Here is an 18,723-nt window from a genome sequence, read left to right as displayed (position 1 = left end):
AGGGCAGCAGACCGCGAACTGATTCCGGAGCAGACCGTCCGAAATCACAGTAGGGCGGTACGGGCGCACCCGTTACAGTGCCGGGCCTTGTTGGAGGCCCATGAGGTGGGGGCACTGCCCCAATAAGAGTGGTACCGCAGAGCTATACACAGGCTTTGTCTCTTGGAATACAGGGGGCAAAGCCTGTTTTGTTTTATCCTTTGCCCCTCTTACGGGAGGCCGCCCTACAGACCCCCGGCAGGCCGTGCTAAAACCAGGAAGGAGCAGAAACATGAAATTGACCGGTTCACAGATCTTCGTCGAAGTGCTGGTCGAGCAGGGCGTTGACACCCTGTTCGGCTATCCCGGCGGCGCAGTGCTGAATCTGTACGATGAACTTTATAAAAACTCGGACCGCATCCGCCATGTGCTGACCGCCCATGAGCAGGGCGCGTCCCACGCGGCAGACGGCTACGCCCGCGCCACGGGCCGCACCGGCGTCGTGCTGGCCACCAGCGGCCCCGGTGCCACGAACCTCGTCACCGGCATTGCCACAGCCTACATGGACAGCGTGCCGATGGTCGCTTTCACCGGCAACGTCGCCACAACGCTGCTGGGCAAGGACTCCTTCCAGGAGGCCTACATTGAGGGCATCACGATGCCCATCACGAAGCACAACTACACGGTGCGCCGGGTCGAGGACCTGGCCGACACGATGCGCGCAGCCTTCCGCATTGCGCAGTCGGGCCGCAAGGGTCCCGTCCTCGTCGATATTCCAAAGGACATCACGGCTGCCTCCTGTGAGTTCACCCCCAAGGCGCCCGAGCTCATCCGCACCGTGACCCGGTATAATGAGGAGGACGTCAAAAAGGCCGCTCAGATGATCAACGAGTCGGAGCGCCCGATCGTCTACTTCGGCGGCGGCGTCCGCAGCGCGGCGGGCTGCCAGCCCCTGCGCGATTTGCTGGAAAAGACCGGCATGCCCGCCACCTACACCCTGATGGCCGCCGGTGTCCTCAGCTACGGTGAGCCGCACAACTTAGGGCTGCTGGGTATGCACGGCTGCTACGCCGCCAACAAAGCCATTGACGAGGCCGATTTGGTCATTGCCGTGGGCACACGGTTCAGTGACCGCGTGGCGCTGAACCCCGACAGCTTTGCCAAGCGCGCGAAAATCATCCAGATCGACATTGACCCCAGCGAGCTGGGCAAGAATGTGGACGTCGATTTAAGCCTGACCGGCGACGCCAGCTACATTTTGCAGGCCATTCTGCCCTACGTCGAAAAGACCGAGCACAAGCTCTGGATGGAGCAGATCCGCGGCTGGCAGAAGGACGACTACAAGCCTGTGGACAGCGACACCGAGCTGAAGCCGCACCAGATCATTGATGAGATCTGCAATCAGGCAGGCCCCGAGGCCGTTTACGTTACCGACGTCGGCCAGCACCAGATGTGGGCAGCGCAGTATCTGCACCACACGAAATCCCGCGGCTTCCTGACCAGCGGCGGTCTGGGCACAATGGGCTTCGGCTACGGCGCGGCCATCGGCGCACAGATGGCGCTGGGCCGTGACGCCCGCGTCATCATGCTGACGGGCGACGGCTCGTTCCACATGAACCTGAACGAGGTCTGCACTGCCGTCAGCTACGACCTGCCCATCATCACGGTAATTTTCAACAATCAGGTGCTCGGCATGGTGCGCCAGTGGCAGACGACCTTCTACGAGAAGCGCTACTCCGACACAGACCCGCACCGCAAGACCGACTTTGTCAAGCTGGCCGAGGGCTTCGGGGCCAAAGGCTACCGCGCTGCGACGCCCGCCGAGTTCAAGGCGGCGTTCGCCGACGCGATGAAGCAGAAGGGCCCGAGTTGGATCGACTGCCGCATCGGCAAGGACGAAAAGGTCCTGCCGATGATCCCCGGCGGCGGCACCGTCAACGACATCATCATGGAATGAGGTGACACGCATGGAACAGAACAACAACACCCGGCGGGTCATCAGCCTGCTGGTTGACAACAGCAACGGCGTTCTGGCGCGCATTTCCAGCCTGTTCTGCCGCCGCGGCTTCAACATCGACAGCCTGACGGTATCCGCCACGAATGACCCCTCGGTCAGCCGCATCACGGTCACACTGCGCGGCACCGAACAGGCGCTGAACCAGCTGATTTTACAGACCGAGCGCCTTGAGGTCACCCGACAGATCTTTGAGCTGGACCCCGACAAGAGCCTGCAGCGCGAACTGCTGCTTTTAAAGGTAGAGTGCGACAACCAGAACCGCGCCGAGCTGCGGGAAATTTCCAGCATTTACAAGGCAAAGATCATCGACCTGTCGCCCGACAGCATGATTTTTGAACTGACCGGCAAGCCGGATAAGATCGACGCCTTTTTGACCATGTTCAAGGGCTACAACATTCTGGAGCTCTGCCGCACCGGCGTCACCGCGCTGGAGCGCGGCGGCAAGCACGAGCACATGCAGAAGCTCGCGCAGGAGGTCGGGGAGGCGCAGCTGCCCCTGCCGGGGACGCATTGCCCACAGTGAAAGGCGGAGACCTTTCAAATAAAAAATAATAAATAAGAAATAATAAATGTGGTGGACCGCGCCACTGTCGCGCCGCTCAAAAAAATTGTTTTTGCCCTGCGGGGCAAAAACTCCACATTCTTTATTATTTATTATTTTTTATTTATTATTTGCCCAGTTTCCCATTAAAAATTTAAATATAAACTTAAAACGTCAAAAGGAGACACCACCATGGCTATCAACAAGTACTATGATTCCGACTGCAACCTCGGCGTGCTCGACGGCAAGACCGTTGCCGTTATCGGCTTCGGCTCCCAGGGCCACGCTCATTCCGAGAACCTGGCCGAGAGCGGCGTCAATGTCGTTGTCGGTCTGCGCAAGGGCTCTGCCCACTGGGAGAAGGCCTCCGAGTTCGCTGCCACCCATGAGAACTTCAAGGTCATGGAGGTCGAGGAGGCTGCCAAGGCCGGTGACGTTGTCATGATGCTGGTTCCCGACGAGCTGTGCGCCGACATCTACAACGCGCAGGTTGCCCCCTACATGACCGAGGGCAAGGCACTGGCCTTTGCCCACGGCTTCAACATCCACTTCAAGACCATCACCCCGCCGAAGAACGTTGACGTCATCATGATCGCTCCCAAGGGCCCCGGCCACATCGTCCGCCGCCTGTACACCGAGGGCGAGGGCTGCCCGTCCCTGATCTGCGTGGAGCAGGACTACACCGGCAAGGCCAAGGAGATTGCCCTGGCCTACGCCTCCGGCATCGGTGCCGGCCGCGCCGGCATCCTCGAGACGACCTTCAAGGAGGAGACCGAGACCGACCTGTTCGGTGAGCAGGCAGTGCTCTGCGGCGGCGTCTGCGAGCTGATCCAGGCTGGCTTCGACACGCTGGTCGAGGCCGGCTACGCCCCCGAGATGGCCTACTTTGAGACCTGCCACGAGATGAAGCTGATCGTTGACCTGATCAACGAGGGCGGCTTCTCCAAGATGCGTTACTCCATCTCCAACACCGCCGAGTACGGCGACTACCGCACCGGCAAGCGCCTCATCACCGAGGACACCCGCAAGGAGATGAAGCAGGTCCTGAAGGAGATCCAGGACGGCACCTTCGCCTCCGAGTTCCTGACCGAGATGAGCCCGAAGGGTGGCCGCAAGACCCACTTCCTCGCACAGCGCCGCATCGCCGCCAACCATCCCATCGAGAAGGTCGGCGCCGAGCTCCGCAAGATGATGAGCTGGCTGAAGAAGTAATTGTAAAATAGCCCCAAGCTCTGTAGGGGTCGATGCGAGCATCCACACCTACAATATTCGCATTACCGGCATCTCTGTAGGGGCCGGGCATGCCCGGCCCTCAACCTGACGGCGGCCACCCGTCACCGGATTTCTGCCGCAAGGTTGAGGGCGAGGCATGCCTCGCCCCTACTGGTGCCATGAGTTGAAAACGGAGAAAACCTATGAACAGCGATAACGTCAAAAAAGGCCCGGAGCGGGCACCAAACCGCAGCCTGTTTTATGCGCTGGGCTACACGCCGGAGGAGCTGGACCGTCCGCTGATCGGCGTCGTTTCCGCCTACAGCGAGATCGTCCCCGGCCACGCCCATCTGGATAAGATCGCCGATGCCGTCAAGGCTGGCGTGCGCATGGCAGGCGGCACCCCCATCCTCATCCCCGCCATCGGTGTCTGCGACGGCATCGCTATGGGCCATGTGGGCATGAAATACTCCCTCGCCAGCCGTGAACTGATCTGCGACAGCGTTGAGACGATGTTCATGGCCCACCAGCTGGACGGTCTGGTGCTGGTCCCCAACTGCGACAAGATCGTGCCCGGCATGGTCATGGCCGCCGTCCGCATGGATGTGCCCGCCGTGGTCTGCTCCGGCGGCCCGATGCTGGCAGGCCGCTACGGCGGCGAGGAGGTCAGCCTTTCTAAAATGTTCGAGGCTGTCGGCGCGTACAAGGCCGGTATGATCGACGACGCTCAGCTTGAGGACTGCACCTGCAACTGCTGCCCGGGCTGCGGCTCCTGCTCCGGCATGTACACGGCCAACAGCATGAACTGCCTGTGCGAGGCCATCGGCATCGCGCTGCCCGGCAACGGCACGATTCCCGCCGTCTACGCCAAGCGCCTGCAGCTGGCCAAGCACGCCGGTATGGCCATCATGGACCTGGTCAGCCGCGGCGTGACCGCGCGCCAGATCATCAACGAGCGCTCCATCCGCAACGCCCTGACCTGCGACATGGCGCTGGGCTGCTCCACCAACACGGTGCTGCACCTGCTGGCGATTGCGCAGGAGGCAGGCTGCCCGATTGACCTGAAGCTCTTTAACGAGATTTCCGCCAGAACGCCGAATCTCTGCCATCTGGCCCCCGCCGGCCCCACCCACATGCCCGACCTGTATGAGGCGGGCGGCATCCCGGCGGTGCAGGCTGAACTGGCGAAGAAGAACCTGCTCGACCTCGATGTTCCCACCGTCACCGGCAAAACGCTGGGAGAGAACATCCGCGGTGCGAAAATTCTCAACGACAAGGCGATCCGCTCCATCGACAACCCGTACAGTCAGACCGGCGGTCTGCAGATTCTGTGGGGCAACATTGCGCCGGACGGCTGCGTCGTCAAGCGCAGCGCCGTTGCGCCCGAAATGCAGGTCCACAGCGGCCCCGCGCGCGTCTTTGACAGCGAGGACACCGCGATTGCGGCTATCTACGCAGGTGACATCCACCCCGGCGACGTAGTGGTCATCCGCTACGAGGGCCCCAAGGGCGGCCCCGGTATGCGCGAGATGCTCAACCCCACCAGCGCACTGGCGGGCATGAAGCTGGATACCACGGTGGCACTCATCACGGATGGCCGCTTCTCCGGTGCGTCCCGCGGCGCGGCCATCGGCCACGTCAGCCCCGAGGCAGCCTCCGGCGGCCCCATCGGTCTGGTCAGGGAAGGGGACACCATCGAGATCGACATTCCGAATGCGTCCATCCACCTGGCCGTCAGCGACGACGAGCTTGCCGCCCGCAAGGCCGCCTACGTCCAGCCCGAGCCGAACATCAAGACCGGCTGGCTGGCACGGTACGCAAGGTTGGTCACCAGCGCCAATCTGGGTGCGGTGCTGAAGTAAATTCCAAAATAAAAAAGTGCTGCTTTCCGCAATGGATTGCAGCACTTTTTTGTTGCCCTGTAGGGGCGGCATATATGCCGCCCGCGGCCTTGCCTTAACCGCCCGTTTGCCTTACACGCCCCTTTAACGGTTCACACTGTAGGGAGGGGTGTGGGCACCCCGCCCTACAGTTCTCCCGTTCACCTTACTCGCTCATCTCTCCCGGGACACGTGCGCCGCCTGCGGGGCGTCGGGAACGCCGCCCCCTACAACCATCCGGAGAACAGGCAATGACGGCAAGGCCCCGCGGCGGCCAGAGGGCTGGCCGCCCTACGTCTCCGGCAAAAGCGCATACCGCGGTTATTTTGCCTCTGCGTGCGCCCTCGCCAATTCCAGATATTCTTCTTCGTTGGCCTTGATGGCGGCAGCCTGTGCCGCGCTGACGGGCCGCACGACCTTGCCGGGTATGCCGATGACAAGGCTCCCCGCGGGCACCTGCATGTTCTCCGGCACAAGCGCCCCCGCGGCGATCAGGCAGCCGTCCCCGATGACCGCGCCGTTCAAAATCGTCGCGTGCATCCCAATCAGGCAGCCGTCGCCCACCGTGCAGCCGTGCACAACGGCCCCGTGCCCGACGGACGTTCCGCGCCCCACCGTCACATCCAGCCCGGGGCCGGTGTGCAGCACGGCGTTGTCCTGCACGTTGGAGTTTTCCCCAATGGCAATGCGCCCGGTGTCCGCCCGCAGCACCGCGCCGTACCAGACGCTGCTGTTTTTCTCAAGCCGCACGCTGCCCGCCAGTGTGGCGTTTTCGGCCACAAACGCCGCGCCGTTGTCGGCAGGGGCATGGTGGTTTATTGTGATGAAAGCCATACTATTGCATCTCCGTTCTTTTCGCGCATTTCCGCACGTTGTAGGGGTCGGCGTCCTCGACGACCCGGGCCGTTCACGGCCACCGTCAGGTTTCGCGGGCGAGCACTGCTCACCCCTACGAATTTATTATAACGCACCCAAACAAAATTGCAAACACCCTGCCAAATGTGCTACAATATTCCCGTAACCACAAAGGAGTTGTATTATGGCAATCAAAATGATCTGCAGCGACATTGACGGTACGCTGCTGCAATATGGCCGCAAAAAGCTGGAGGGCGAAATTTTCGACCAGATTCGCGCCCTGCATGACCGCGGCATCCTGTTCTGCCCGGCATCCGGGCGGCAGTACACCAGCCTGCGCCTGCTGTTTGCGCCGGTGGCCGACTGCTGTGTTTTCCTGTGCGAGAACGGCGGCGTGCTGTTCAAGGACGAGCACTGCATTGCCGAGAACCCAATGCCCCGCGCACTGGCGGAGGAAATCGCCCACGACCTGTGGGACCGCAGCGACGGCCAGGGCGAGGTCATGCTCTCGGGCCAGAACTGCGCCTATCTGATGGAGCGCGGCCTCGGTATGCTGGACCGCATCCAATTTATCGGCAACCGTTACAAGGTCATCTCCGACCCGTCCGAGATCCCCGAGGAGATCGTCAAGGTGTCGGTCTACCTGCATGAGGGCGTGGAAAAGTACACGAACCGCTTTGTGCCGCGCTGGCAGCAGGCCAACTGCGCCGTGGCGGGCCCGTACTGGATCGACACGACCACCGCCAACAAGGGTGTCGGCGTCGAGTCGCTCTGCCGCGTGCTGGGCTTCGCCCATGACGAGGTCATGGCCTTCGGCGACAACTACAACGATGTGGCGATGCTTGACCTTGTCGGCACGCCTTACATCATGGACGGTGCCGCCGCGCCGCTGCGCGCACGCTACCCGCTGCACACGCCCCGCCCGGAGGATGTGCTGCGGGAATTTCTCCGGAAATGATGATTCAACCCATTTATGGACGAATCGTACACATTCCACACAATTTTTTATTCGAAATAACCAAAGATTCAGCTCGTTTTTGGAGCTTTTTCCGTTGACGTTGGCGGCAGAGTATGTTATTATAATAACAGCTTAATTATTTGCGCTGCGCCCTACCGCACCGCATCTATGGGAGGAAAAAGCTATGAAAGAATTCACCTATACAATCAAAGAGCCCGTTGGCATCCACGCACGTCCCGCCGGCATGCTGGCCAAGGAGGCCAAGACCTGCCAGAGCACCGTCACCATTGTTGACAAGAACGGCAAGTCCGTTGACGCCACCCGTCTCATGGCTCTGATGGGCATGGGCATCAAGTGCGGCGACACCGTCACCGTCAAGATCGAGGGTGCCGACGAGGACACCGCCGCCCCCGCTCTGGAGAAGTTCTTCAACGAGCATCTGTAATTCCGGCATCATGTACGGCCGCGGCCGCCGCAGCAAGACGGCAGCCGCGGTTTTGATTTGAAGGAGGCTCCCCAATGATCACGATTCAAGGCAAGGGCGTTTCCGCCGGTGTCGGCGTTGGCCCGCTTTACTTTTACCGCCGTGCCACGGCGGAGATCAAGCGCTACACGGTGGAGGATACCGACGCCGAGTGGCACCGCTTCAAGGGTGCGCAGACCGGCGCAATCGAGCAGCTGGGCGTGCTGGCCGAGCAGGCCCGCAAGGAGGCCGGCGACGAGGCCGCCATGCTGTTTGAGACCCACCAGATGATGGCCGAGGACCTCGACTTCGAGGAGGCCATTGAGGATCGCATCGTCAACCAGAAAATGAACGCCGAGGCCGCCGTCTCCGACACGTCAGAGCAGTTTGCCGAGATGTTTGCCTCGATGGACGACGCCTATATGCAGGCCCGCGCCGCCGACGTCAAGGATGTCAGCCAGCGCATTCTGGGCATCCTGTGCGGCATCGTGCAGGGCGGCATTGCGTCCGATGTGCCGGTGCTGCTCTGCGCTGACGACCTGGCCCCGTCCGAGACGATCCAGCTGGACAAGTCCAAGGTCCTGGGCTTCATCACGGCGGGCGGCTCCGGTTCGAGCCACACGGCCATTCTGGCCCGCACGCTGGGCATTCCCGCCATCGTCGGCATGGGCGACGCGCTCAAGCCCGAGCTGGAGGGCCGCGCCGCCATCGCGGACGGCAGCACCGGTGCGCTGGTCATCGACCCCGACGACGACACCCGTGACCGCCTGCTGAAAAAGCGCGACGAGCAGCTGCGCCTGCAGCGCCTGCTGGAAACGCTCAAGGGCCAGGCCAACGTAACGAAGGACGGCAAGACCATCCGCATCTACTGCAACATCGGCTCGCCCGAGGATGTGCATGCCGTGCAGGTCAACGACGGCGGCGGCATCGGCCTGTTCCGCTCCGAGTTCCTCTACCTGAACACGACGGACTATCCCACCGAGGATCAGCAGTTTGAAGCCTACAAGCAGGTGCTGTCTGACATGGACGGCAAGGAGGTCATCATCCGCACGCTGGACATCGGCGCGGACAAGCAGATCGGCTACTTTGACCTGCCTAAGGAGGATAACCCCGCCATGGGTATGCGCGCGCTGCGCATCTGCCTGACCCGGCCCGAGATCTTCAAGACCCAGCTGCGCGCCCTGTTCCGCGCGTCCGCATTCGGCAAGCTGGGCATTATGTTCCCGATGGTCACCTCCGTCTGGGAGGTCCGTGAGGCCAAGCGCATGTGCGAGGAGGTCCGCCGCGAGCTGAAAAACGAGGGCATCCCCTACAGCGAGGATGTGCAGATCGGCATTATGATCGAGACGCCCGCCGCGGCCATCAACAGTGACCGTCTGGCAAAGGAGGTCGACTTCTTCAGCATCGGCACGAACGATCTGACCCAGTACACGCTGGCCTGTGACCGTCAGAACAACGACCTGGGCCGCTTCTACGACCCGCATCACCCCGCGGTGCTGCGCCTGATCCGCCTTGTGACCGAGAACGCCCACAAGAACGGCATCTGGGTCGGCATCTGCGGTGAGCTGGGCGCAGACCTGACTCTGACCGAGACCTTCCTCGCCTTCGGCGTGGACGAGCTCTCCGTCACGCCGCGCTCCGTTCTGCCCCTGCGCAACGCCGTCCGCATGACGGACACCCGCGAGAGCAGCGAGCGGATTCTGTCTGACCTTGATTCGGATTATACGGCACGATAAAACGACAAAAGCTATAAATAGCGCGGACACCCGATGGAAATTGGGTGTCCGCGTTTTTATGTTATGCTTGTGGTAAACGGGCAAAGCCCCTCAGGCCTCGCAGGCTCGGCCAGCTCCCCGCATAGCGGGGAGCCTTTTTGCGCGGGCCTTGCCCGCGAGAAAGCCGCCCCACACAGTGGGGAGGTGGTCGAGCGCCAGCGATGACCGGAGGGGCTCTGGCCGTGTGCCTTTAGTATCGGTCAACCTTACTCCAGCTCAAAATCCCCAACTACCAGCAGTTCCAGGCTTGCGTCCGGGTCGGCAACAAGCCGCTTGGACTGGTTCAGAATGGCCTTTTCCAGCGTGTTGCGGGCCATGCGTCCGTTGCCGTTCGTGGCGGCGTCCTCGGCCTGCTTGCGGTCAAAGTAGGTGACCAGCGGCAGCTCACAGGCAGCGTCCAGCGTGTAGCCCTTGGATCTTGCAATCGAGCACAGAATCTTATACAGCTCCGCGCCCGTGTAGTCCGGGAACTCGATCTGATTCGGGAAACGGCTGGCCAGGCCGGAGTTCGCGCTCAAAAACAGCTGCATCTCCTTCGTGTAGCCCGCCAGAATCACGACGAGGTCGTCGCGGTGGTCCTCGATCCCCTTGACCAGCGTGTCAATCGCCTCAAGGCCGAAGCTGTCCTCACCGCCGCGGTAGAGGGCGTAGGCCTCGTCAATGAACAGCACGCCGCCCAGTGCGCTCTGGATGACCGAGTTCGTCAGCGGGGCCGTGTGGCCGACATAGCGGCCCACCAGATCGGCGCGGGTGACCTCCACGAGCTGGCCGCCGCGCAGTGCACCGATGGCCTTCAGGTACTTGGCCAGTATGCGGGCAATCGTCGTCTTGCCGGTGCCGGGGTTTCCGGTAAAGATCATGTGCATGTTGACCTCGGCAACCTTCAGGCCCTGGGCCTTGCGGCGCTGCTGGGCCTGCACGTTTTTAGCGATGTCACGCACATAACTCTTGATTTCATCCAGACCGATGATGCCGTCCAGCTCAGCCTCCACCGCGTCCACATCGCCGCGGTACTGCTGGGGCAGCAGCGCCAGCAGGTCAAAGGAGTCGCCGCCGTTCACGGCCATGCACAGCCTGCCGTTCTCCGCCGTCAGCGCGGCGGGCGTGCCGTCGGCGGGCGTCTCGTCGGCATCCAGCACGTACTCGGCAATCGCGCGGTAGACTGTCTCGCAGTAGTCGCGCATAGCCTGCATACCGCTGGTCTTGCCGTACTGCGACGCCAGCAGGTCGCGCACATCTGCGCCCATGGTCAGCGCCAGTCCGCACTGCCTGCGGGTGCGCTGGGCCAGATAATTCAGCTCCCGCGCGGCCACGGCGGCCAGCGCCTCGGGGGTGAACGCCTCGGTGCGGCAGATGTCGCCCGCAACGGCGTCCACAAACTTTGCCCCAAAGTGATCGGCCAGCGCGGTCTCGCCCTTGTTGGAGTAGAACACAAAATACTTGCCGCCGGCCTGCAGCTCGCCGATGGCTCCGGGGGCCAGCGCCGTGCCGACATCCACGAGGATGCCGCGCTGCAAAACGTACCGGCTCGACAATGCCAGCGTACCGTCCATCGCCAGCGTCGCCAGCATATTCAGGTAGTTGGCGGCACAGCTCTCGTAATGCTCAAAGGTCAGCACCTCGGCGTCGGACTGCAGCGCCGCGTAAAGGTCCTGCAAAAACAGCTTCTCCTGCGCGGGGCCGGGGTAGAGCGCCAGATCCAGCGTCTCCACGGCAGCGCTGTGCAGCACACCGCGGGCGGCCAGCTCGTCCACCACGCATTGCAGCGCATAGTGGCGGCCCGTGCCGTTGGGGCCGCAGAGCAGCATCACGCTGCGGGCGTGAGCAGTGTCGTCCGCCGTGCCCAGCACAAACGGGCGGCGGAACGCCTTGACCAGCGCCGAGACAAAGGCATCCTGCCCCAGCACCTGGGCCTTGATCTTTTCGGTCACTCCGGCAAAATCCGCCTTGGCGGGCACAGCCGGGGCAGGGGAGGGCGCGGCCACGGTGCCGCCCAGCAGACCGTCCTGCTTGAGCGACTTCGTCAGCTCGCTGCTCATCCTGCGCACGCTCTCCGCCGTGGCGGCCCCTGCCTTCTGCACGGCGTTCAGTGCGCTGCCCGCGGCAGTCTGGCGCTTCTGGGCCTCGGTCAGGGCGTCCAGCTGGGCCTGCATCTGCTGCACGGCGTCGTTGGCGTCCTCAGCCTGCTTCGGGGTCGCGGCGTACCTGCCGCCGCCCATCAGGCCGCGGACCCAGGCATCGTATTGGTCTTCCAGGCTCATCGTTTATCCTCGGTTTCCGGGCCGATGCAAGCATCGGCCCCTACAGATTTTTTAGGGAGCTTCACGGTGTAAAAATCCTTGACGCTGCACCCGGCGCGCCCGCCGCCTGCACAGGCGCAGGCACACGCGCAGCTGGACGCACACGCGCAGGCACAGCTGCTGGCACAGCCGGAATGGTTGCTGTGGTGGCGGCTCACACCGCCGCCGCGGGTCTTGCCGCCGCCCGCCCTGAACTCCGGCGGCGGGTCCGTGCGGTGGTAGCCGCTGGGCGGGGGTGCGGAGCGGGCGCAGCGGATCGTGTGAACGCCGTTCGTGTACCAGAACCAGTCGTCGGGGTCGATCCCGCTGCCGAAGCCGCCGCCCCACTCGGGGGACTGGGAGGCTATCGCAATGATGATGATGGCAATTGCCAGCAGGATGACGATCACCGTTGCCAGCACCCCGATGATCTCGTCCAGGTCCTCGCCGCTGTCATAGTCGTCGGTGGTCATGGCTGCGCCGGGGTCAAACGCCGCGGCGTTCGTGACAGGCACCGTCACATGCACCATGGCCTGCTGGCCGTGGCCCATCGCGCCGAAATCCCAGGTCAGGTAATCGCCGTCCACGCCGGTGTTATCGGCGACAAAGCCGTCGTAATTGTGCCAGCGCACCTGCATATTTTCAACGCTCAGGTCGTCGAACCAGCCGGGTGTAAACGCGAAGTTTGCCGTACCGTCATCGTTTTTTGTGAACAAATGGCTCTGGTGCACGCTGAATGCAAAATGTACGCTGCTCTCCCCGCCGTTGGCGGCGGCCACATCGGGCGCGTAGTAACGGTGACGGAACACGACCTTGGCGTAGCTGCCGCCGTCGCTCGTGTACTGTAAATCAGAGATCGTATCGGTCAGCGGGGTCAGCTCGTCCACGCTGGAATTGGCCAGGCCGATCTTGACCCAGCTCAAATAATCGGTCTTATCGCCGTCGATGACCTGCCAGTCGATGTCGTAGGTGATGTCGACGGAGCCGTCCTCCCGCGGGTCAACGGTCACAACATAGCTGCGGATGTAGTCCATGTCGCCGTCCTCGGCATAGGGGGCATCAGCCTCCGCGGCAGCGGCGGGCAGGGCCAGCAGCATACCGCAGGTCAGCACCGCGCACAAAAGCGCCAACCGGCGCAGAAAGTTCATCTTCATCAGCAGCCCTCCTGCATCGGGGTGGCCCCCAGCTGGCAGCGGCGCTCCATTTTGGCGCTCTCGCCGCGGATGGCGCGGCAGGCACCGCTGTGCCAGATGCGCGGCCAAGGGGTGCGCAGCATATTGCCCAGTCCCTTGCCGGTCAGCCAGCTCTGGCAGGGCAGCACCGTGCCGTCCGGCGCCACGGCCATGTTGGACAGACAGGCGCCGCAGCTGGGGATCTGGGTAAAGCCCAGCGTGCGCAGCGTCTCCTCGGGCAGCCAGCCGGGGCTTGTAAAGTTGATTTCCATGCCGTTTGCGGCGGCGTACTCCATGGCGGGGCGCAGTACATCCTCCAGCTCGGCGGGAGTCAGGCGCACGGCGCGGCTGGCGTCGCTTTCGGCATTGCCAGCAGGGATCAGCCCGCTGCAAGTCAGGTAGCGGACGCCCAGCTCATGCGCGAACCTGACCACCGACAGGTAGTCCCTGTTCAGGCTGCAAAGCGGTGTGTTCAGGCTGACGTTCAGGTCCGCAGCCAGCGCATTTTTGATGCCGTTCACCGTGTCGGTGTAGCCGTCCACGCCGACCAACGCGTTGTGGATGTCGGCATCGGCGGAGTAGAACGTGATCTGCACCGCGTCCAGGCTGGCGGCGTGCAGGTCCTTGCACATCATGCTGGTCAGCATCCGGCCATTGGTGTTCAGGCGGGTGACAAACCACTGTGCCGCCTGCACGAGCTTGACCAGATCGTGGCGCAGCGTCGGTTCGCCGCCCGTAAAGGTCAGCTGCGGAATGCCGGCGTTGCGGCATTTTTCAATGACGGCCAGCCACTGGTCGGTGTCCAACTCCGGCACGGCGGAAAGCGGCTGGTTGGCGGCGTAGCAGTGCAGGCATTTCTGGTTGCAGTGCCACGCGCCGTCCTTGACCATCGAGCTGACCATCAGGTCCATGCGGTGGGGCGCGGCCATCCGCGGTGCATAATCGGCCAGACTGACCGGTTCAATCGAGAGCGGCGGCTCGCCGCCGCGGGCAATCGTGCACAGGCAGTCCACAAGCGTTTTCAGGTCGCTCTCGATCTGCGCGTACTCGGTCTTGCGGTAAATCTTGCGGGTCGCAGCCACGGCCTGCGCGTTGATGGCGCTCCACTCCTCCGGGCGTATCTCCTTCCCGGTGTAGGGCTTTAAAGCCTCGATGAAGTTGGTCAGCAGAATGGCCCAGCTGACGTTGAGCGGCAGGATGTCCTGCCCATTCAGAATGGCCGTGAACGGCGTCTCGCGGTCCGGCTTATGGCAGGGCACAAGATGGATGCGCACAACGCCCGGCCCATCCGGGTCGAGCGTGATATGCCGCACCCGGTTCAGCCGCGCCCGCAGGAACATACGTTCCGCGTAGGTAAGGTGTTTTGAATATCTCATAAAGAGGTTCCCCTCGTAAATTTTGTTTGTAAGCAGCATGGTGATACTTATAGAAAGTATACCATATTTACGGAGTGATTACAACTGTATGCACAGAAAAAGCACCCGCCCAAAAGAGGACGGGTGCGATGCAAAGGCTTCCCCCGCGCAGGGGGAAGCTGTCCGCAAAGTGGACTGATGAGGGCCGGGTTTGCCGCAATTGCCCGATAGCGGGGTTGCTGCTTCGTAGGGGCCGGGTATGCCCGGCCCGCGGCCTTCTCGCGGAGGGCCTTGGCCCCCTCTGCGAGGGGGCTCCGCCCGCAGGCGGTGGGGGAGAGAGCCTCGCGGAAATCCGAAATATTTCGGGTAATGGTAAGGTTCTCTCCCTCCGGCCCTGCGGGGCCACCTCCCTCGCAGAGGGAGGCAAGGATTTTTCAAATTGCCCGGAAGCCCTTGCCCACGATCTCGCTGCTGTTCACAATCGTGATAAAGGCGTGGTCGTCCAGACCGCGGACGTGCAGGCGGAGCTTCTGGGCCTGGCCGCGGGTCAGGACTGTGGTCAGCACCCATTTTTCATCGTGGGTGTAGGCACCCTCGGCCTGTTCCATCGTGGCGGAACGGTGCAGGTCGTTCACGATAAAATCGCGCACCGGCTGCGGGTTGGAGGTGACCACCGTGCAGACCTTGCGCAGATTGATACTTTCAATCGCGCTGTCCGCGACGGTACTTTTCAAGATCATGCCCAGGATGCAGTACAGCCCTGTGGCAGGCCCGTAGAGATACGCGCCCACCAGCACAATACCAAGGTCACTGACCATCAGCGCGCGGCCAACGGGCATACTTGTGTACTTGTTCAGGATCATCGCCACAATATCTGTTCCGCCCGTGGACGCGCCGATGTTGAACACGATGGCCGCACCGACGGCGGACAGGATTACCGCGAAGCAGAGCTCCAGAAACGCATCGCTCGTCAGCGGCGCGGAAAGGGGGCAGACCCGCTCACACAGGCTGACGTAGAACGACAGCGCGAACGACGAGTAGATCGTCCACCCCATGGACCTGACGCCCAGAAAGACGAACCCCAGCACGACGAGCGCCGCGTTGATGAACCACATGAACGCGCCGACATTCCACCGCGGGAACAGCGTCGCCAGCACAATGGAGAGACCCGATGTGCCGCCGAACGCAAAGTGATTGGGCGTTTTGAAAACGGCGATGCCCACCGCCGTGGCGACCAGCCCCAGATTCAGCAGGAAGAAGAATTTCGCATCCTCCCACAGTTCGTGCAGGGTCAGGTGCTTTTTCAGCTGCGCCAGCATTGGAAACGCCTCCCCTTAAAATGTCAGGTTGCCGAACTCGGAGAGCTTGAGCGCTTCATTGTGCTGCTCGGCCCAGTTGATGCTCCACGGGCTGCCAAAGAGCAGCAGCGGGTTGCCCTTCATATCCTCGATGGCGCGGGTGTCGCTGGTCACGTCCAGATGCTTGATGTCCAGCTCCTCCGGGTCGTTCAGCACCCAGCGCAGATGCTCGTAGGGCAGGGTCTGCATACGGATGTCTACATTGTACTCGTTTTTCAGGCGGTACTCCAAAACCTCCAGCTGCAAAACGCCGACGACGCCGACAATGACCTCCTCCATGCCGGAGCCGAGGTCGCGGAAGATCTGGATCGCGCCCTCCTGGGCGATCTGCTCCATGCCCTTGACGAACTGCTTGCGCTTCATCGTATCGACCTGGGTCACACGGGCGAAGTGCTCGGGGGCGAACGTCGGGATGCCCGCAAACTGCACATGCTTTTTGCCGGTGCAGAGTGTGTCGCCGATGGAGAAGATGCCCGGGTCGAACAGGCCGATAATATCGCCCGCGTAGGCCTCGCTGACGATGGCGCGGTCATCGGCCATCAGGCTCGTGCCGGTGGCCAGCTTGATGTTCTTGCCCTCCTGCACGTGGAACGCCTCCATGCCGCGCTCAAACTTGCCGGAGCAGATGCGCAGGAACGCAATGCGGTCACGGTGGTTCTTGTTCATGTTGGCCTGGATCTTGAAGATAAAGCCGCTGAACTGCTCGCTGCACGGCTCGACCAGCTCACCGCTCTGCGCGTCCTTGCGGGGCAGCGGGGTGGGGGTCAGACGCAGGAACTCCTTCAAGAACGGCTCGACGCCGAAGTTCGTCAAAGCGGAACCGAAGAACACGGGGGACAGCTCGCCGTGCTGCACGGCGTCGAGGTCAAACTCCTCGGCAGCGCCGTCCAGCAGCTCGATGTCCTCGGCCAGCTTTTCATGGTTGGCAGCGCCGATCAGGTCGTCCAGGCGGGCGTCGCCCAGCTCGGCCTCGACCTCCTCGACCATCTTGACGCCGTTGGCGCGGCCATCGCTCTCAAAGGCCAGCACGCGCTTAGCATTGCGGTCATAGACGCCCTTGAAGTCCTTGCCGCAGCTGATGGGCCAGTTCATCGGGTAGGTCTTGATGCCGAGGATTTCTTCAATGTTCTCCATCAGCTCAAACGGGTCGCGGGCCTCGCGGTCCATCTTGTTGATGAAGGTGAAAATCGGGATGTGGCGCAGCGTGCAGACCTTGAACAGCTTGATGGTCTGGGCCTCAACGCCCTTGGCGGCGTCAATGACCATGACGGCGGAGTCCGCCGCCATCAGGGTGCGGTAGGTATCCTCACTGAAGTCCTGGTGGCCGGGCGTGTCCAGAATGTTGATGCACTTGCCCTGATAGTTGAACTGCAGAACAGACGAGGTAACGGAAATACCGCGCTGCTTTTCAATGTCCATCCAGTCGGACACCGCATGCTTGGCGCTCTGCTTGCCCTTGACCGAACCCGCGGTCTGGATGGCCCCACCGTAGAGCAGGAGCTTTTCGGTGAGTGTGGTTTTACCGGCGTCGGGGTGCGAGATGATCGCAAATGTGCGCCGGGATTCGATTTCTTCGCGCAATGATGCCATGATTACTCCCTTGGTGTTAAATGGTAAAAATCAGCTTGGCCAAAAGGCAGAGAATGTAGGGGCGAGCATTGCTCGCCCGCCAGCTTGACGGACACAGCGCCTTTCCGGGAAAGTCCCTGGTCTGATAAGCGGCCAGCGGGCGAGCAATGCTCGCCCCTACAAAAATCGCATGGCCGTTTGGGGTTATACAGTTATGAGGTCGTCACATCGGGGCACACTCCTCTATAATAATCCAATAGTATATAATACACGGTTTTGCGCAGAAATGCAACGGAAATTTTGCAGAGAGACATCGTCGTTTTGTATTATACCACCACATTATACAAAACGTATTGTATTTGCCATGTATAAAGCCGCGCGGGACGTCCACACTAACGGCATACACAACACCTTCACAAGTAAAGGACGGGGGAAGATGAACCACATCAAACAGTTTTTCAGGGAAAAAGGGCTGTATCTGTTCTGTCTGGCCATGGTGTTTGCAGCCACCGCGGCGGGCATTCTGGCGCTGCGCACGGTTGTCAGCAACGTGGCCGACCTGACGCGCACCCGCAAGGAAGCGCTGCAGAATGATTCCGCCTGGACACAGCCCGACACCGCCATCGACAAGCCCGCGCAGGACGTGCCCAAGCCGACGACCACACCCGCCGCAACGGAAAAGCCCTCGGCCACCCCTGCGCCTGCTGCAGCGCAGGCCCCGAAGGCCACTGCTGCGCCGCCCGCACAGACTGTCACCAAGCCCGGTTTCTGGGACGCGAAGCCGCTGGCGGCGTTCAGCGGCAATGAACTGGTCTACAGTGCGACCTTAGGCGACTGGCGCACCCACAACGGCGCAGACTACGCCGCCCCGGCAGGGGAGAGTGTGACCGCCGCCAAGGCGGGCAAGGTCGTCTCGGTGAGTGAGGACGCGCTGTGGGGCGGTGTGGTCGAGGTCGAGGACGCAAACGGCGTGACGTGGCGGTACTGCGGCGTCGCTGCCCCCGCCGTGAAGGCAGGGGACAGCGTGACAGCCGCCGCCGCGCTGGGCACCGCCGGCAGCATTCCCGCGGAGACCAGCGGTGACGCGCACATTCATTTGGAGTGCGTGAAGGACGGCGCGTATCTTGACCCGGAGGGGCTGATGTAATGGGAAACGGGCAGGAACCCTTCCGGTCTTCGCTGGCGCTCGACCACCTCCCCTGATGGGGAGGCTTTCACGCGGGCAAAGCCCACGCTAAAAGGCGCCCCATCAGGGGAGCTGGCCGAGCTTGCGAGGCCTGAGGGGTTCCTGCCCGTTTTCCGCTGCCCGC

At 62.2% G+C, this 18,723-nt stretch carries 14 protein-coding genes and 1 other annotated feature (1 of these 15 running past the window's edge); of the genes, 8 read left to right on the top strand and 6 right to left on the bottom strand.

Annotated elements, in window-relative coordinates; genetic code table 11:
• Window positions 1-166 (top strand) — a binding site (T-box leader) (it extends 71 nt beyond the left edge of the window).
• A 105-nt stretch (window positions 167-271) separates the two neighbouring features.
• The 4 genes from ilvB to ilvD all read left to right on the top strand — a co-directional run bounded on the left by ilvB (window position 272) and on the right by ilvD (window position 5,611).
• On the top strand, window positions 272-1,936 hold the full coding sequence (gene ilvB, locus B5D32_RS01320; protein WP_078783274.1) for a biosynthetic-type acetolactate synthase large subunit: 1,665 nt from the start codon (window positions 272-274) through the stop codon (window positions 1,934-1,936).
• 10 nt (window positions 1,937-1,946) lie between these two features.
• Entirely contained in the window at window positions 1,947-2,519 is a 573-nt protein-coding gene (ilvN, locus tag B5D32_RS01315) for an acetolactate synthase small subunit (RefSeq protein ID WP_078783273.1), read from the top strand.
• Window positions 2,520-2,729: 210 nt separating this feature from the next.
• Complete coding sequence (gene ilvC / locus B5D32_RS01310) at window positions 2,730-3,749, top strand: ketol-acid reductoisomerase (RefSeq protein WP_078783272.1); 1,020 nt, start codon at window positions 2,730-2,732, stop codon at window positions 3,747-3,749.
• A gap of 203 nt (window positions 3,750-3,952) precedes the next feature.
• Window positions 3,953-5,611: a dihydroxy-acid dehydratase gene (ilvD, locus tag B5D32_RS01305; RefSeq protein WP_078783271.1), complete on the top strand. Its 1,659-nt coding sequence runs from the start codon at window positions 3,953-3,955 to the stop codon at window positions 5,609-5,611.
• Window positions 5,612-5,950: 339 nt separating this feature from the next.
• Here ilvD and B5D32_RS01300 read toward each other — a convergent pair whose 3' ends face one another.
• Window positions 5,951-6,463, bottom strand: a complete 513-nt coding sequence (locus B5D32_RS01300; protein ID WP_078783270.1) for a gamma carbonic anhydrase family protein — start codon at window positions 6,461-6,463, stop codon at window positions 5,951-5,953.
• 205 nt (window positions 6,464-6,668) lie between these two features.
• Between B5D32_RS01300 and B5D32_RS01295 the strand changes: the two genes are divergently transcribed.
• From B5D32_RS01295 to ptsP, 3 genes are all read left to right on the top strand, one after another.
• Entirely contained in the window at window positions 6,669-7,442 is a 774-nt protein-coding gene (locus tag B5D32_RS01295) for an HAD family hydrolase (protein WP_078783269.1), read from the top strand.
• 184 nt (window positions 7,443-7,626) lie between these two features.
• The gene (locus B5D32_RS01290) at window positions 7,627-7,887 is read left to right on the top strand and encodes an HPr family phosphocarrier protein (RefSeq protein WP_078783268.1); all 261 of its coding nucleotides are present in this window, start codon (window positions 7,627-7,629) and stop codon (window positions 7,885-7,887) included.
• Window positions 7,888-7,961: 74 nt separating this feature from the next.
• Window positions 7,962-9,641 (top strand): phosphoenolpyruvate--protein phosphotransferase, encoded by a 1,680-nt coding sequence (gene ptsP, locus B5D32_RS01285; RefSeq protein ID WP_078783267.1) that lies wholly within the window; start codon window positions 7,962-7,964, stop codon window positions 9,639-9,641.
• 245 nt (window positions 9,642-9,886) lie between these two features.
• Here the strand turns inward: ptsP and B5D32_RS01280 are convergent, their stop codons facing one another.
• The 5 genes from B5D32_RS01280 to B5D32_RS01260 all read right to left on the bottom strand — a co-directional run bounded on the left by B5D32_RS01280 (window position 9,887) and on the right by B5D32_RS01260 (window position 17,434).
• On the bottom strand, window positions 9,887-11,941 hold the full coding sequence (locus B5D32_RS01280) for an AAA family ATPase (protein ID WP_078783266.1): 2,055 nt from the start codon (window positions 11,939-11,941) through the stop codon (window positions 9,887-9,889).
• The gene (locus B5D32_RS01275) at window positions 11,938-13,113 is read right to left on the bottom strand and encodes a hypothetical protein (RefSeq protein ID WP_078783265.1); all 1,176 of its coding nucleotides are present in this window, start codon (window positions 13,111-13,113) and stop codon (window positions 11,938-11,940) included. Before B5D32_RS01275 ends, B5D32_RS01280 begins: the two co-directional genes overlap by 4 nt.
• A complete protein-coding gene (locus B5D32_RS01270) occupies window positions 13,113-14,507 on the bottom strand; it encodes a radical SAM protein (RefSeq protein ID WP_078783264.1) in 1,395 nt (464 codons plus the stop codon). Before B5D32_RS01270 ends, B5D32_RS01275 begins: the two co-directional genes overlap by 1 nt.
• 413 nt (window positions 14,508-14,920) lie before the next feature.
• Window positions 14,921-15,805, bottom strand: coding sequence for a YitT family protein (locus B5D32_RS01265; protein ID WP_078783263.1), 885 nt, complete (start codon window positions 15,803-15,805; stop codon window positions 14,921-14,923).
• A 15-nt stretch (window positions 15,806-15,820) separates the two neighbouring features.
• On the bottom strand, window positions 15,821-17,434 hold the full coding sequence (locus B5D32_RS01260) for a peptide chain release factor 3 (RefSeq protein ID WP_078783262.1): 1,614 nt from the start codon (window positions 17,432-17,434) through the stop codon (window positions 15,821-15,823).
• Between the two features lie 415 nt (window positions 17,435-17,849).
• Here B5D32_RS01260 and B5D32_RS01255 point away from each other — a divergent pair, with 415 nt between their 5' ends.
• Window positions 17,850-18,560, top strand: a complete 711-nt coding sequence (locus B5D32_RS01255; RefSeq protein ID WP_159446953.1) for a M23 family metallopeptidase — start codon at window positions 17,850-17,852, stop codon at window positions 18,558-18,560.
• Window positions 18,561-18,723 lie beyond the last annotated feature (163 nt).

It is taken from the genome of Gemmiger formicilis (genome assembly GCF_900167555.1).
Taxonomy (GTDB): Bacteria; Bacillota; Clostridia; order Oscillospirales; family Ruminococcaceae; genus Gemmiger; species Gemmiger formicilis.
This window is presented reverse-complemented; position numbering and strand designations above follow the sequence as displayed.